The organism is Kribbella sp. NPDC004138, assembly GCF_053603655.1.
In genome coordinates, this window is the sequence record NZ_JBSGFZ010000006.1 from 1 (window position 1) to 15,775 (window position 15,775).

Below are 15,775 nucleotides of genomic sequence, written 5' to 3' on the forward strand. Positions count from 1 at the left end.
ATCTACCTGGTCGCGGCGGTCAGCTTGGCGACCGCCGTACTCAATTGACCGCTCAGGAGGGCGTGGTCAGCGTCGGAGACGAGCTTCGACGCGGACTCGTCCAGGTTCTGCCCGATGTGGTTCTGCGCGATCCAGCGGGCCACGCCGACCACCGCGTCGTCCTCGGCGAACGTGTCCGCCTTCGTACGCTCCAGGAACGTGGCGGACCGGGCGGCCGCGGCCAGTGCAACAGTTGCCTGCGGCCCTGACCAGTCGCGGATCCCGAGCGCGGCGCTCGCCGTCGCCGCGGCCGCCACCGCGTACGGGTCGTGCCTGCGCAGCAGGCTGTTGCGCGCTTCGGTCAACGCCTGCCGGGCGGCGGCCTGGGTGGTGAGGCCCCAGCCGAACGGGTACTGCGGGTCGTAGGACGCATCGCCGACGTTGAGCGGCTGCTGGTCCTCGGTGCGCGGCCAGCTGACCGGCAGCCGGCCGCTGAACGGGACCTTGCCGAACAGCACGTCCGCGACACCGGCGCCTTCGGTCCCCGGCAGCCAGGAGGCGACGAGCGCGTCGATCTCGCCGAGCTGGTCGGCGATGACCTGCGGCCGGCCGGACACGATCAGCACGACGCACTTCATCGCGCCGCAGACCTTGTCGACGGCCGCCTTGTCGGCAGCCGAGAGCAACAGGTCGTGGCCGTTGCCGACGTCGCCGATCCCTTCGGCGTACGGGCGTTCGCCGACCACGACCACGCCGACGTCGTGACCCGCGAGCGGTGCCGACGCGTCCGCGCTGAAGGTCGCGTCCGGGACCACCTGCCTGATCCCGTCGAGGATCGTCGTACCCGTGGTGGTCGCGCCCGATCCGCCCTGCCAGCTGATGCTCCAGCCGCCCATCTGGTTGCCGAGGTCTGCTGCGTTGCTGCCCGCGACGTACACCTTGCTGGTCGATGCCAACGGCAACAGGTTGTCCTGGTTCTTCAGCAGCACCTGCGACTTCGCCGCGGCCTCGCGCCCGACGGCGCGGTGTGCGGCCGATCCGACCGACGCGGCGTTGGTCGTGTCGGCGTACGGGTGCTCGAACAGGCCGAGCTTGAACTTCTCGGTCAGGATCCGGCGGACCGCGTCGTCGATCCGCGGCATCGGGATCCGGCCGGCCTCGATCTCCGCGGTCAGGCCCTGGGTGAAGCCCTGGTAGTTCGTCGGCACCATGATCATGTCCAGGCCGGCGTTGACCGACGTCCGGATGTCGCTCGCGTAGTCGCCCGGGAGCTGGTCGATCGCCTGCCAGTCGCTGATCACGAACCCGTCGAAGCCCATCCGCTGCTTCAGCACGCCGTTGATCAGCTCGCCGTTGCCGTGCATCTTGACCGGCGTCGCGCCGTCGACCGACAGGCTCGAGTACGACGGCATCACGGTGCCGACGCCGAGGTCCACGGCGGTCTTGAACGGTGCGAGGTGGATGGCCTCGAGTTGCTGGCGGGTGACCTGTGTGACGCCTTGGTCGATCTTGTACGAGCCCGTGGTCGAGCTGCCGTACGTCGTGCCGCCGTCACCGACGAAGTGCTTCGCGGTTGCGAGCACGTGGTTGTTGCGCGCGAGCTGGCTGCCGTCGGCCTTGCCCTGCAGCCCGGTCACGACGGTCGCCATCGACTGGACCAGCGCCGGGTCCTCGCCGTACCCCTCGTAGGCACGGCCCCAGCGGTCGTCGCGGACCACGCACACGCACGGCGCGAAGTCCCACGGGATGCCGGTGGCGCGCACCTCGGTCGCGGTGACCTCGCCGGTCCGCCGAGCCAGGTCGGGATCGCGGGTGGCGCCGATCGCGATGTTGTGCGGGAGGATCGTCGCGCCGACCACGTTGTTGTGCCCGTGGACGGCGTCGACGCCGTAGATCAGCGGGATCTGCAGGCGGGTGGCCTGCGCGTTCCGCTGGAAGGTGTCGATCATCGCGGCCCAGGCGGCCGGCGTGTTCGGGGTCGGGACGGAGCCGCCGCCGGACAGCAGCGAGCCGAGCGCGTAGGACGCGATGTCGGAACGGGACCGGAGCGCGTTCCGCTCGGCCTGGGTCATCTGGCCGACCTTTTCCGCCACCGTCATCCGGGCGAGCAGATCGTCGACGCGGTTGCGGAGCGGGAGTTTCCGGTCCAGGTACGGCAGGTCGTGCGCGTCGATCACCACGACCGGTTGGGTCTGCGGGGCCTTCGCGCCGGTCACCGTGAGCTCGAGGGGAACGGTTTCCGCAACTTCCGCGGAACTGTCTTTCCGGGTGGTCACGGAAACGTTCTGCGACGTTCCGGAAACCGTTCCGGCAGGGAACGTGAGCGTTCCGGAAACCGGTGTGTAGTCGTCGGCGCCGGCCGTTCCGGTTCCGGTCCGGTAGGCGACTGTGACCGGCTCGTCGAGCGGCGTGCCGCCGGTGGTCACGACCGTGACCTTCACCTGCGCGGTCCCGCCCTCCTTGACCGGGTAGACGTCGGCGTCGGTGACCACGCTGTTCTTCAGCGCCGGGTCGGCCTTGCCGTAGACCTCGACCTGGTCGATCGCGAACTCACCCGGCGAACCGGCCGGCATCGTGAACGCGTAGCCCCACATCTGCGTCAGGTTCAGCACGTGGTCGATACCGCCGACCGGCTGGTAGTCGCCGCGGTACACGAGCTCGCTGAACGGGATCTCGACCTGGTGCCAGCCCTGCCAGTCGTCGGTGAAGCTCGTGTTCCACAACTCCGACGCCTCGGCGTTCGCACCGCCGTCCTTGATCTCGAAGAAGATCCGCTTCCCCGAGCCGGGCGGCAGCGGAGCGGTGTTCTGCCCGTACCACCAGAAGCGGATGCCCTTGTACGGCGACCAGTCGCCCGGGTTCACGTCGTACGTCACGTCGTGGCTGAACCCGCCCCAGCCGCTGATGTCGTAGGTCCCGTGCAACACCTTCTCGCCGGCCGGCGCGTCCGCCCGGGCCTGGAGCTCGAGCGTCGGCGGATCGTCCGCGTCACTGCCCCAGGTGAAGATCCCGGCGTTCGGCGGCGCGGCGAACGGCTCGCCGCCCTCGAACGCCGCCAGCGTCATCGGCGCCGGATCATCGGCCACCGCCTCCAACGGCAGCATCCCCGCCACCAGCGCCGCCACCACAACCACACCAACCCGCCGCCACCCACGCATGGCCGCTCCCTCCCGGAACCCGGGCCCGACGCCCACGTCCGGCCCCGACTCTCAAACACCCACCCTCCGCGGTCAAGACCTCGCCGGTTCCGGAACTAGAGCGCTCTCACAGGCGCGCCGGGCGCATGTGGGGACGTGGTCGGAGGTGGTGGTCGGAGCGGACCAGATCGGCGGTGGGGATAGTGGTGGTGCCGACTGGGAGGTGACGGCGGGACTTGACCCAGGTGATCAGGTCTTCGGGGTGGGTGATGTCTTCGGTGAAGTGGAGGAGGTTGAGGTACCAGATGTCGCGGCGGTCGGGTTCGTGCCAGGCGTCGGGGCCGAGTTCGGCGGTGAGGTGGTCGCTGAAGGTGTCGGCGGTGGTGTCGACCGGCTCGGCGCAGGCCATGACGGTGCCGGGGGTGAGGGTGAGGCCGGTGACGCGGAAGCCGATCGGCCAGGGGCTGCGGGTGGCCGCGCGGCCGAGGGCCGACCGGTAGCGGGTCAGAGCCGGGTCGTCGGGCGGGATCAGCTCGCGGCGCGGCTCCAGAGCCCGCACGGTCAAGTGGGCTGATCCGAGCTGCCCGGTCTGCCAGTGACCCGGCCCCGCCAGTTCGGCGGCCTCCTGGGTCAGCGCGTCGAGGGCGTACGCGAGAGGCCCGGGCGCGGGGCGCAGTACGACGCTGACGGGCCAGCGCCCGCCGTCGCGCGGGATCTCGTCGCGCTGGTGTGTCCCGGCGCTGATCTGCGGGGCGGCGAGGGCGAACAACTGATCGAACTTCGTGGTGTCGATGATCCTGCCTCCTTCGCTCGGGTACGACGCGAGGTCTGGACAGGTGGTTCGTCGGTGGGTGACTGTTGTGCCCGGCGTCGAGTGGGGAGGAATCGATGAAGCTCCGTTATGTCCTGAGCAGCGTGGCACTGATGGTCCCGATGGCGGTGGTCGCTGTCGTGACACCGGCCGCCGCGGGACCGGCTCAGAGCTCTGCTGAAAGCCCCGGTGCATCCGCGAAGGTCCCGTCGCTGTTGCGGGACGCCGCGAAGGCGGCCGCGGCCAAACAGACCGGTGTGAAGGCGCGCGCACTGAGCGCGGACGCGAGCGGCCAGCGTCTCGGCGTACAGGTGTACGCCGCGCAGCCGGTCACCACGCAGCAGCGGGCCGACCTGGCGTCCTTGGGCGTGTCGGTCCTGAAGAACTCTGCCGACTTCAAGAAGGTCCCAGGCGTCGACATGCCGAGCACCGGGCTCGTGTCCGCCTCGGTGCCGTACGACAAGCTCGACGCCGTCGCCGCGCTCGGCTGGGTGACCGCGCTGCGGCCCTCGCTGCGCCCGGCCGTCGACGTCGGACCGATCACCGCCGAGGGCGTCGCGTTGCACAAGGCCGACCTGGCCCAGGCGCGCGGCCTGACCGGACGCGGGCAGAAGGTCGGTGCGATCTCCGGCGACGTCGACCACATCGCCGACTCGATCGCGCAGGGTGAGCTACCGGCCGACGTCCAGGTGCTGCAGCAGGCGGCGTCGTACGAGGACGACGAGGGCACCGCGATGCTCGAGATCATCCACGACCTGGCGCCGGGCGCGAAGCTCGCCTTCGCCAGCACGCAGGACACGACCGCGCAGTACGTCGAGGCGTTCCACACGCTGGCTGCGGCCGGCGTCACGATGATCGCCGAGGACATCGCCCTCGACGACGAGCCCGCGTTCCAGCAGGGCATCGGCGCGGCGACGGCGGAGAGCCTCGCCAAGCACGGCATCTGGGTCAGCTCGTCGGCCGGCAACCTCGGCGGCCGGCACGCGCCGCGGGTCAAGGCGATCGGCACGGGCAGCGGACCGGACGGCGCCACCGGCCCGTTCACCGGCTGCCCGAACGCACCTGACAACGTCGTGCAGCTGCGCGGCACCGACACGACGTACAACCTCAACCTGCTGCCCGGTGCGACCGTGATGCCGACGCTGCAGTGGAGCGAGCCGCGGGCCGTCTACCCGACGGCGGGCCAGGGCGGCTTCACCGACCTGAACCTGTACCTGATGGACGCCGCCGGTACGACGTGCCTCGCGTCCAGCACCGGCGTCCAGGCGAACGGCGTCGGCGACACCATCGAGCAGTTCATCTACGAGAACACGACCGGTGTGGCGCAGCCCGCCAAGCTGGTCGTCGACGTCCAGGGCACGTCGTCGGCCGTGACGCCGCCGATCCTCGACCTGCGCTGGCGGGCGCTCTCGGCCGGCGTCCAGACGATCGACCCGCCGGAGCGCGCCGGCTCGATGAACCCGGACTCGAACTACCTGGGCTTCGCCACCAGCGCCGGCGCCGTCAACGCCAGCGTGTCGGTCGACCCCGCCGTCGCCCCGCTGGAGGCGTACAGCGCGGCGGGCCCGACGCAGGTCGTGACCACGACGCGGTGTGCGGGCGGCAAGCCGGGCCCGTGCCGCGGCATCGCCGGCCCGGGGGCCAGGACCTTCCCGGCGCCGTACTGGGTGGCGTCGGACGGCGTCTCCGTGAGCGGCGCGGGCGGCTTCGGCTCCGGCACCTGCCCGACCACCGTGCAGGGCGCCTGCCGTTTCTTCGGTACGTCGGCCAGCGCGCCGACCGCGGCGGGCGTCGCGGCCCTGACCAGGCAGGAGTTCGGCGGCAAGCTCTCCCCGGTGGCCCTGAACGTGATCCTCGCGGCCCGGGCGAAGCACCGCACCGGCCCCGAGTTCGGCGCGGGGGTGTTGAGCGCCCGCTGATTCAGAAGCTGCAGTGGTCCGATTGAGAACGAATTCAGTACTCGTAGTCATGGACCGATGCCGCCATCCCCGGAAAGGATGGCGGCATGACTACACGTTTCGGGGTCTTCGTACCGCAGGGCTGGAAGATGGACCTGGCCGGGATCGCCGACCCGATCGAGCAGTGGGAGGCGATGACGGCCGTCGCCCAGCGCGCCGACGAGCAGTCCTGGGACTCGATCTGGCTGTTCGACCACTTCCACACGGTGCCGGAGCCGAGTGACAACACCACCTTCGAGTGCTGGAGCGCCACCGCGGCGCTGGCCCGCGACACCAAGCGGGTGAACATCGGCCAGATGGTCGGCTGCAACGGGTACCGCAACCCCTCGCTCTACGCGAAGATCGCCTCCACCGTCGACGTCGCCAGCCACGGCCGCCTGTACGCCGGGATCGGCGCGGGCTGGTACGAGCACGAGTGGAAGGCGTACGGCTACGAGTGGACCGACATCCCGCAGCGGATGGCGGCGTTCCGCGAGGCGACCGAGATCATCTACAAGATGTGGACCGAGGACAAGCCGGTCTACAACGGCAAGTACTACTCGATCGACGCCCCGATCAACGAGCCGAAGGGCGTCCGGAAGCCGCACCCGAGCTTCTGGATCGGCGGCGGCGGCCCGAAGGTCACGCTGAAGCTGGTCGCGCAGTACGCCGACGCGGCGAACATCGGCGGCGGCAACCCGGAGACCTTCAAGGAGAAGGCGGACATCCTCCGCGGGCACTGCCAGAAGGTCGGCCGCGACTACGACGAGATCATCAAGTCGACGAACTTCAACGTGTTCCCGATCGACAAGGGCGACGACCCGCAGAAGGCGACCGAGAAGGCGCTCGGCCCGATGAACCGGGAGAAGTTCGACCGGGACAACCTGATCGCCACCGAGGACGAGATCGCCGACAAGGTCGAGGCCGTCCTCGAGGCCGGCGCCGACTACGTGCTCTTCTACGTCCCCGGCGTCGCCTACGACCTCGACCTGCTGGAGCGCGTCGAGAACATCGCGAAGCGCTTCGCCTGACTTTGAGCACCCACCAATCACATTTCGGTGCGGTTTCTGGTTGGTGGGTGCTCAAAGTGGCTGGTATCGGTCATGGCGGGTGTAGGTCAGGGGGATTGGTGGACCGGGGCTGAAGGCAACTGTCAGGCTCTCGGCGACGGCCTCGCGTGGGTCGGGGCGTCGGGAGGTTCCCCCTGTGATGTCTCTAATGTCCCGGTCCGCGGTTGGCCTGCTCGCTGCGGTGGTCGCCGGTTCCCTGCTGCTGACGACCACCACGGCGAATGCCGGCCCGCCCGACGCACCGGCCGGCCCCACGGCAGCCGATCCGACGCCCGGTGCGGGCAGCAAGCGGATCACGCTGGTCACCGGCGACGTCGCCGAGCTCACCACGAGCTCCAACGGCCAGGTCTCGGCCCGCCTGCTCGGTGACGAGCCGTACTACTTCGGCACCTTCGACGGAGACCTCACGCTGGTCCCGGCCGACGCGTACCCGCTGCTCACCGCGGGCCGGCTCGACAAGCGCCTCTTCAACCTGACCGAGCTGGCCGCGCAGGGGTACGACGACGCGAGCAGCGACCAGTTGCCGCTGCTGATCTCCGGCTCCGCGACGTTGCGCAGTACGGCGGCCACACTCCGCCGTACGCTGTCCAGCGTCGGAAGCAGCGCGGTCTCCGTACGGAAGGCCGACGCGAAGACCTTCTGGGACGGCATCAGCGGCCCGACCACGTTCAAGAGCAGCCAGGTGACCAAGATCTGGCTCGACGGCCGCACACACGCCACCCTCGACCGCTCCACGAAGCAGATCGGCGCCCCGACCGCCTGGAAGCAGGGGTACGACGGCAACGGCGTCAAGGTCGCCGTGCTCGACACCGGGTACGACGCCGGCCACCCGGACCTCGCCAAGCAGGTCGTCGCGTCGGAGAGCTTCGTCCCCGACGAGGCCGTCCAGGACCTGCACGGCCACGGCACGCACACCGCGTCGATCGTCGCGGGCCTCGGTACGGCGTCCGGCGGCGTCCGGAAGGGCGTCGCGCCGGGGGCGGACCTGCTGATCGGCAAGGTGCTCGACAACAGCGGCGGCGGGTACGACTCCGAGGCGATCGCCGGGATGGAGTGGGCCGTCCAGCAGGGCGCGAAGGTGGTCAGCATGAGCCTCGGCGGCTGGCCGTCCGACGGCACCGACCCGATGAGCGAGGCCGTCGACCGGCTGTCGAAGTCGAGCGGCGCGCTGTTCGTGATCGCGGCCGGCAACTCCGGCGCCGAGGAAACCGTCGGTTCTCCGGGGACGGCGTCCGAGGCGCTGACCGTCGGCGCGGTCGACCGCGACGACAGCCTGGCAGCCTTCTCCAGCCGCGGCCCGCGGCTCGGTGACGGCGCGCTCAAGCCCGAGGTCACCGCTCCGGGTGTGGAGATCGCCGCCGCCCGCGCGGCCGGCACCGAGCAGGGTCACGTCCTCGGCCAGTACTACACGGCGATGAGCGGTACGTCGATGGCGACGCCGCATGTCGCCGGCGCCGCGGCGATCCTCGCGCAGCGCCATCCCGACTGGACCGGCCCGCAGTTGAAGGCCGCGCTGGCCTCGACGGCCGTCCCGTCCGCGGGCGCCCGCACCGACCAGCAGGGACTCGGCCGGGTCGACATCCCGAACGCGCTCGACCCCAAGGTCCTGCCGGACACCGCCAACCTGTTCTTCGGCGACCTGTCCTGGACGGGGACGACCGTACCCGCGCCAGTCAGCCGCAAGGTTGCCTATCACAACAACTCGAGCCGGCCGGTGACGCTGACGCTGTCGGTCGCCGCTCAGTCTCCGGCGGGGGTGGCGGCCGGGCTGACGGTGAGCCCGGCCCGGCTGACCGTCCCCGCCGGTGGTACGGCGTCCGCGACCGTCACACTCGATCTGGCGAAGACCCAGCCGGCCAAGTACGCCGGTGTACTGACCGCCCGCGCCGGCGCCACGGCGTCCCGGACCGGCCTCGGGTTCGCGGCCGGTGGGCGGCTGAACCAGGTGACCGTGAAGGCGATCGGCCGCGACGGGCAGCCTGCCACGACCAAGGCCGGCGCGAGCGGCGTCCAGCTGTGGAACCAGGACACCGGCGACGTGAACGCGATCGCGTTCGACGAGACCGGCAGCCGCACCCTCGACGTACCGACCGGGCGCTACAGCGTGATGGCGTACGCCGTCGGCGGCGACGAGGCGGACTGGGCGAACTCGATCACGCTGCTCGGTGATCCGGACGAGTGGATCGACCGCGACCGGACGTTCACCTTCGACGCCCGGACCGCGCACAAGGTGACGATCAAGACGCCGCGACCGGCCGAGGCGCAGAGCATTGGGCTCGCCTGGCACCGCAAGGTCGGCGACCGGGACGCGGTGTCCGGCTGGGCGTTCAACGGCCGGATCGCCGACGGCGTCTACGTGCAGGACTTCGGAAAGGTTGCCAACGGCACCTTCCAGGTCGTACAGCGCTGGGACCTCGCGCAGCCGAAGCTGACTGTGGACGTCAACGGCGCCCGCCTGTCGACACCGGCCGAGGGCTCGCAGCGGTCCGTGTACGTCGGGAACGAGAAGCTGCCGCTCTACAACGGCGGCGACGGCACGGCGGGCGAGCTGACTGGCGCCAAGGACAAGGCCGTGCTCATCCGGTGGGGCGGCTTCGACGCGACCACCGAACAGGTGAAGGCGGCGAAGGCGGCCGGCGCCAAGGTGGTGTTCCTCTACAACGAGGCCCCCGGCTACTGGTCGACCGGAGCCGAGGAGGGCGTCCCGCTCTACCTGCTGCGCGCCGAGCAGGGCAAGCAGTTGCTCAACCAGTTGGGCGCGGGCCCGGTCTCGCTGCAGCTCACCGGTCTGCTCGACAGCACCTACAGGTACGACGTCGCGCTCGCCCCGTCGGTCGTGAAGGGCGCGCTGACGTACGACGCCGCCAAGATGCGCCCGGCCGTCGTGACGACCGACTTCCAGCGCAACGACGCGTTCTGGCTGCACCGGGACCAGCGGATCGCCCACCTGCCGGGGATCGCCACCGGCCTGAGCGCGTCGCGGCTGATCGCCGGTGCGGTCAAGCGGACCGACTACCTCGTGACGGATCAGAAGGGCGTCACCTGGGACGAGACGACATCCGCGGGCGAGTGGAACGAGAGCGGCTTCGAGTCGACGATCACGCGGGCGTACCGGCCGGGCGAGCAGGTCACGCGCGGCTGGTGGGAGTCGCTGACGCGGCCCGCCGTACCGGGGTTGTCGGACGCCTCCAGTGACGAGGCGCAGGGCTGGCCGCCGGCGCGGTTCGAGAACGCGTTGCGGATCGCGATCCCGCAGTACGTCAGCGGCGACCGGACGGTGTTCGGCTGGGGCGACCGCGGCGACGTGACGAGCCTGAAGCTGAGCAGCAACGGCGTCGAACTCGGCAGCAAGAACTGGTCGGTCGCGCAGTTCACTGTCCCGGCCAAGGCGGCCTGGTACGACCTGACGCTGGACCAGAAGCGCGGGCCGAACAGCTGGGCGAAGACGTCCACGTCGACGCACACCCAGTGGCACTTCGTGTCGGCGCCGTCGAAGAGCCGCGCGGTCCTGCCGCTCGTCCAGGTCGACTACCGGCACACCAACGGCCGGCTCGAGCTGACGCCGCGGTACCAGCCGGGTGTCCGCAGCCTGGGGGTCTTCCGGACGACGGCCGAGATCTCGTACGACGGGAAGACCTGGACGAAGCTGGCGCTGCGCGGGATCGGCACCGTGCGGGCCCAGGTCCCGGCCGGCGCGTACCCGAGTCTCCGGGTGACCGCGACGGACCTGATCGGCAACAGCATCACCCAGACGATCGACCGGGCCTGGGCGAGCTGAACGTTAAAAGGGCGACGCCACGAAGCGGGGGGATTGCTTCGTGGCGTCGCCAGGGGCGCGCCTAGGGAGGGGTGGGGGCAGGCGCGCCGGTCCAGTGAGGTTCAGCTGCCGAGGATGCCTCCGCCCAGGATGCCCAGCAGTCCGAGGGCGGACAGGAGACCGCGGATGACCTGGTCGACAGCCTTCGCGCCGCCGGTCTGGTAGGCAGTCACGCACTTCTGCAGCTGCGCCTGGGTCGGCTTGGTGATCGTCACCTTCGCCATCTCGCTCTGGCAGTACGTCGTGGCCTTCTGCAGCTCCTGCAGCGTGCTGCCGACCGTGCCGACGATCACGCCGACGGCCGTGGTGAGGCTGGTGAGCCCCGGCGTCGTGGTCGTGGTCGTGGTGGTCGGAACCGTCGGCTTGGCGGTCGTCGGCTTCGAGGGCGACGGCTTCGACGTCGGCGTCGCGGTCGGCCGGCTGCTCGGCGTCGCGGTCGGCTCGGCGGTCGGCCGGGTCGTCTCGCGGGTGCCGCCGCGGCCGTCGGTCAGCGTCGGGGTCGGCGTGGCCGTCGGCGTCGGGATGTCGATCGCCTGCGGCAGGTCCTTGTCGGACGGCGCGTCGATCGTCGAGTCGCCGATCTGGTCGCCGGCCTCGTCGACGTCGTCGCCCGCGGTGCCGTTGCCGACCGCGATCCAGCTGCCACCGGCATACGCCTTGGCGATGCTCGTCACCAGGTCGACGTACTGCTGGGAGTGGTTGTAGCGCAGGATCGCCGCGTTCAGGTCGCTCGCGTCGGCGAGGTCGGTCTTGCCGGAGCACAGGTACACCCCGGTCGACATCGCCGCGTCGTCGATGTCCTGCGGGTTCCGCACGCCGTCGCCGTCGCCGTCCACGCCCATCGCCCGCCAGGTGCCGGGGATGAACTGCATCGGCCCGACCGCGCGGTCGAACGCGCCGTCACCGTCGAACGAGCCCGCGTCGGTGTCCGAGATCCGGGCCATGCCGGACGAGCCGTCCAGCCGCGGGCCGAAGATGCCCGGGATCGCGACGCCCTGCGCGTTCAGCGCGTTGCCGCCGAAGCGGCCGTGGTTGGACTCGACGCGGCCGATCGCGGCCACCAGCGTCCACGGCAGGTGGCACGACGGGTCCGCCTGGGCGAGCACCTGCTGGGCCCGCGAGTACGCCTTCAGCGCGGCGTTCGGGATGCCGTTGCGGGACAGACCCGAGACCACCTGGGTCGGCTGCTCGCCGGGGTCGACGCCATGGCCGACCACGCCCGGCACCGGCACGTTGGCCGGCTCGCGGACCGGCTGCTTCGGTACGACGACCGGGCTGCCGCCGGACAGGCCGTTCTCCAGCGACGCGGTCGCGATCGCCGGGTCGTCCGTGGCGCTGACGGTGAACGCGCTCGCGAACAGCGCCAACGGGATCAGCGGCGCCACCTGACGCCACCCGCTTCCCGTGGCGCGGCGCTTGCCCTTCGCCATCGATTAGTCCCCTCCGTGACTCATCGACCAGCCCGGCCCCACGCTGCGGACAGTCTTTGTGTCCTACGTCTTTTGTGTCACTGTCGGTTGTCGTCGTATCAGGTCTAACGTCCGCCCCGTTGCGTGGGTTACGCGTCGGACGTAGGCCGTGTACGTGCGGTGACCGGGTACCCATACTGGCGCGTAACAAAGCGCCTGTGAACCCCTTGGGAACGATCGGTACCAGGAATTGGCCCGGCCCTGCCCGCCGGGCCGTTCGCCCGGTCGGGGAGAATGGCCCGGTGAGTGACCTTGGGCCCGACCACACAGAACAGTCCGCCGCGCTCTTCGACAGGGCCTCCGCCGTGACGCCGGGCGGGGTCAACTCTCCCGTCCGCGCGTTCCGCGCCGTCGGCGGCGTGCCGCGTTTCATGGCCTCCGGTGACGGATGTCACATGACCGATGTCGACGGCAACCGCTACGTCGACCTGGTCTCCTCCTGGGGGCCGCTGCTGCTCGGCCACGCGCATCCCGAGGTGATCGCCGCCGTCCAGGCCGCCGTCGGCCGCGGGACGTCGTATGGGACGCCGACCGAGACCGAGGTCCTGCTCGGCGAGGAGATCGTCGCGCGGACGCCGGTCGACAAGGTCCGGCTGGTGTCGTCCGGGACCGAGGCGACGATGTCCGCGCTCCGGCTGGCCCGCGGGTTCACCGGGCGCGCCAAGATCGTGAAGTTCGCCGGCTGCTACCACGGCCATGTGGACGCGCTGCTGGCCCAGGCCGGTTCCGGCGTCCTGACGCTGGGCATCCCCGGGACGCCGGGCGTCACCGAGGCGACCACGGCCGACACCATCGTGCTGCCGTACAACGACCAGGCGGCCGTCACGGCAGCGTTTTCCGAGTACGGCGAGCAGATCGCGGCCGTGATCACCGAGGCGTCGCCGGGCAACATGGGCGTCGTTCCGCCGCGTGACGGCTTCAACGCGTTCCTCGCCCGGATCTGCAAGGAAAACGGTGCGCTGTTCATTTCCGACGAGGTCATGACCGGCTTCCGCATCACCCGCTCGGGCTGGTACGGCGTCGACGGCGTGCGGCCGGACCTGATGACGTTCGGAAAGGTGATGGGCGGCGGTTTTCCGGCCGCGGCGTTCGGCGGCCGCGCCGACGTGATGGCGCACCTGGCGCCGGAGGGCTCGGTCTACCAGGCCGGCACGCTGTCCGGGAACCCGATCGCCACCACCGCCGGCCTGACCACGCTGCGGCTGGCCACCGACGAGGTGTACGCCAAGCTCGACGAGACCTCGCTGACCATCCAGCGGCTGGTGTCGACCGCGCTGGACAAGGAAGGTGTGCCGCACGTCATCTCGGCGGCCGGGAACCTCTTCAGCGTCTTCTTCGTGGAGTCCTCGGAGGGACCTGCCGAGATCCGGGACTTCGCCGGGGCCAACGCCCAGGTGCTGCCCCGGTTCACGGCGTTCTTCCATGCCATGCTGGACGCCGGTGTCTACCTGCCACCGAGCGCGTTCGAGGCCTGGTTCGTGAGCGCGGCGATCGACGACGACGCGCTCACCGAGCTCGAGTCCGCCCTGGCACCGGCAGCCCGCGCGGCGGCCGCCGTACGAGAGTGAAGGGACAGCGGTGACCGAAACGACGGTCGTGCACCTGATGCGTCACGGCGAGGTGCACAACCCGACCGGCGTGCTCTACGGCCGGATCCCCGACTTCCACCTGTCCGAGCTCGGCCGGGCGATGGCCGAGCGGGTGGCCGAGCACGTCAAGGGGCGCGACATCGTGCACCTGGTCAGCTCGCCGCTGGAGCGGGCCCAGGAGACGATGCGGCCGATCGCCGAGGTGTTCGGGATCACGCCGGACATCGACGAGCGGGTGATCGAGGCGGCGAACCTGTTCGAGGGCAAGAAGTTCGGCGTCGGTGACGGCGCGCTGCGCCAGCCGAGCGCCTGGTGGCTGCTGCGGAACCCGTGGAAGCCGTCCTGGGGCGAGCCGTACAACCAGCTCGTCCGCCGGATGCGGGACGCGATCGAGACCGCCCGGCAGAAGGCCGCGGGCCACGAGGCGCTGATCGTGTCGCACCAGCTGCCGATCTGGATCGTCCGGTCCGCGATCGAGGGCCGCCGGATGCTGCACGACCCGCGCAAGCGGCAGTGCAGCCTGGCCAGCCTGACCTCGTTCACGTTCCACGGCGAGGAGATCGTCTCGGTCGGGTACTCCGAGCCGGCCAAGGACCTGCTCCCGGTGAAGAACCCGAAGAAGTTCGTCGGAGGGGCCTGATGCGTCGTCGCGTCGTTGTGCTGGTCGCCGGTCTGCTGCTGGCGGTGACCGCCTGCTCGTCGGGGCAGCAATCGGCGCAGAACCGCGAGGGCCAGGCCGGATTCGTCAGCGGCAACGGCAACGTGTCGATGTTCGCCCCGAGCGACCGGAAGCCCGCGCCGCAGCTCACCGGTCAGACCCTGGACGGCAAGACCTGGACCCTGTCGGACCAGGTCGGCAAGGTGGTCGTCCTCAACGTGTGGGGTTCGTGGTGCCCGCCGTGCCGCAAGGAGGCCCCTGACCTGGTGGCGGCCTCGAAGGAGCTGGGGCCCTCGGTGCAGTTCATCGGATTGAACACCCGCGACCTGGACAAGGCCCCGGCGAAGAAGTTCGTCCAGGAGTTCGGCGTACCGTTCCCGAGCATCTACGACCCGAACGGCAAGGCGCTGCTGCGGTTCCGCGGCCAGCTCTCGCCGGCCGCGATCCCGACCACACTGGTGATCGACAAGTCCGGCAAGGTCGCCGGCCGCGTCGTCGGTGAAGTCACGAAGCAGACGCTTCTGGGAATGGTGGCTGAAGCTCAATGAGGTTAGGCGCAGCCTGATGGGACAGTGGTTCGCCGACTCGATGACGGGTTCGATGCTGGTCGCACTGCCGATCGCGGTGCTGGCCGGTGCGATCTCGTTCTTCTCACCGTGCGTCGTACCGCTGCTGCCCGGCTACCTCTCCTACGTCACCGGCCTGTCCGCGGCCGAGCTCGGCTCCGAGAAACGCGGCCGGATGCTCGCCGGTACGGCGTTGTTCGTGGCCGGCTTCTCCGCGGTCTTCATCCTCACCGGCGTGGTGTTCGGGACCGCGGGCGACCTGCTGATCGACCACCAGGCGACGATCACGAAGGTGCTCGGCGCGCTGACCATCGTCCTGGGGCTGGTCTTCCTCGGCGGGTTCGGGTTCCTGCAGCAGGATCTGCGGGTGCACCGGGTGCCCGCGGTCGGGATCGCGGCGGCGCCGCTGCTCGGCGTACTGTTCGGCTTCGGGTGGACGCCGTGTATCGGGCCGACGCTCGGGACCGTGATGACGCTGGCCACGACCGAGGGCAGCACCGGTCGCGGCGCGGCGCTCGCGCTGGTGTTCAGCCTCGGCCTGGGGATCCCGTTCATCGTGGCGGCACTGGCGTTCCGCCGGATGCTGGCCGCGGTCGCGTGGGTCCGCAAGCACCAGCTGCTGGTGATCCGGATCGGCGGCGTACTGATGATCGCGGTGGGACTGCTGCTGCTGACGGGAGTGTGGGATGCGATGACCGCGGACCTGCGGCAGTGGGTCGCCAACTTCGGATCGGCGGTCTGA

The 15,775-nt window shown here is 70.5% G+C and carries 10 protein-coding genes; 7 read left to right on the forward strand and 3 right to left on the reverse strand.

The window, feature by feature from the left end:
- Positions 1 to 2: 2 nt before the first annotated feature.
- Positions 3 to 3,137, reverse strand: a complete 3,135-nt coding sequence (locus ACWEOO_RS09495) for a glycoside hydrolase family 3 N-terminal domain-containing protein (RefSeq protein ID WP_452142597.1) — start codon at positions 3,135 to 3,137, stop codon at positions 3 to 5.
- A 106-nt stretch (positions 3,138 to 3,243) separates the two neighbouring features.
- On the reverse strand, positions 3,244 to 3,885 hold the full coding sequence (locus ACWEOO_RS09500) for a hypothetical protein (RefSeq protein ID WP_452142598.1): 642 nt from the start codon (positions 3,883 to 3,885) through the stop codon (positions 3,244 to 3,246).
- A gap of 119 nt (positions 3,886 to 4,004) precedes the next feature.
- Here ACWEOO_RS09500 and ACWEOO_RS09505 point away from each other — a divergent pair, with 119 nt between their 5' ends.
- The 3 genes from ACWEOO_RS09505 (at position 4,005) to ACWEOO_RS09515 (ending at position 10,712) form a co-directional block, all read left to right on the forward strand.
- Positions 4,005 to 5,846, forward strand: a complete 1,842-nt coding sequence (locus ACWEOO_RS09505; protein ID WP_452142599.1) for a S8 family serine peptidase — start codon at positions 4,005 to 4,007, stop codon at positions 5,844 to 5,846.
- An 86-nt stretch (positions 5,847 to 5,932) separates the two neighbouring features.
- Complete coding sequence (locus ACWEOO_RS09510; protein ID WP_452142600.1) at positions 5,933 to 6,895, forward strand: LLM class F420-dependent oxidoreductase; 963 nt, start codon at positions 5,933 to 5,935, stop codon at positions 6,893 to 6,895.
- A gap of 187 nt (positions 6,896 to 7,082) precedes the next feature.
- A complete protein-coding gene (locus ACWEOO_RS09515; protein WP_452142601.1) occupies positions 7,083 to 10,712 on the forward strand; it encodes a S8 family peptidase in 3,630 nt (1,209 codons plus the stop codon).
- A 101-nt stretch (positions 10,713 to 10,813) separates the two neighbouring features.
- On the opposite strand, the gene ACWEOO_RS09520 is transcribed toward ACWEOO_RS09515, so the two are convergent.
- Entirely contained in the window at positions 10,814 to 12,181 is a 1,368-nt protein-coding gene (locus ACWEOO_RS09520; RefSeq protein WP_452142602.1) for a lytic murein transglycosylase, read from the reverse strand.
- A gap of 281 nt (positions 12,182 to 12,462) precedes the next feature.
- On the opposite strand from ACWEOO_RS09520, the gene hemL reads away from it, so the two are divergent.
- The 4 genes from hemL to ACWEOO_RS09540 are packed head-to-tail and all read left to right on the forward strand — an operon-like array spanning position 12,463 to position 15,775.
- A complete protein-coding gene (gene hemL / locus ACWEOO_RS09525) occupies positions 12,463 to 13,788 on the forward strand; it encodes a glutamate-1-semialdehyde 2,1-aminomutase (RefSeq protein WP_452142603.1) in 1,326 nt (441 codons plus the stop codon).
- 37 nt (positions 13,789 to 13,825) lie between these two features.
- On the forward strand, positions 13,826 to 14,449 hold the full coding sequence (locus ACWEOO_RS09530) for a histidine phosphatase family protein (RefSeq protein ID WP_359941051.1): 624 nt from the start codon (positions 13,826 to 13,828) through the stop codon (positions 14,447 to 14,449).
- Complete coding sequence (locus ACWEOO_RS09535; protein WP_452142604.1) at positions 14,449 to 15,015, forward strand: TlpA family protein disulfide reductase; 567 nt, start codon at positions 14,449 to 14,451, stop codon at positions 15,013 to 15,015. Before ACWEOO_RS09530 ends, ACWEOO_RS09535 begins: the two co-directional genes overlap by 1 nt.
- A gap of 16 nt (positions 15,016 to 15,031) precedes the next feature.
- Positions 15,032 to 15,775, forward strand: a complete 744-nt coding sequence (locus ACWEOO_RS09540) for a cytochrome c biogenesis CcdA family protein (RefSeq protein ID WP_452142605.1) — start codon at positions 15,032 to 15,034, stop codon at positions 15,773 to 15,775.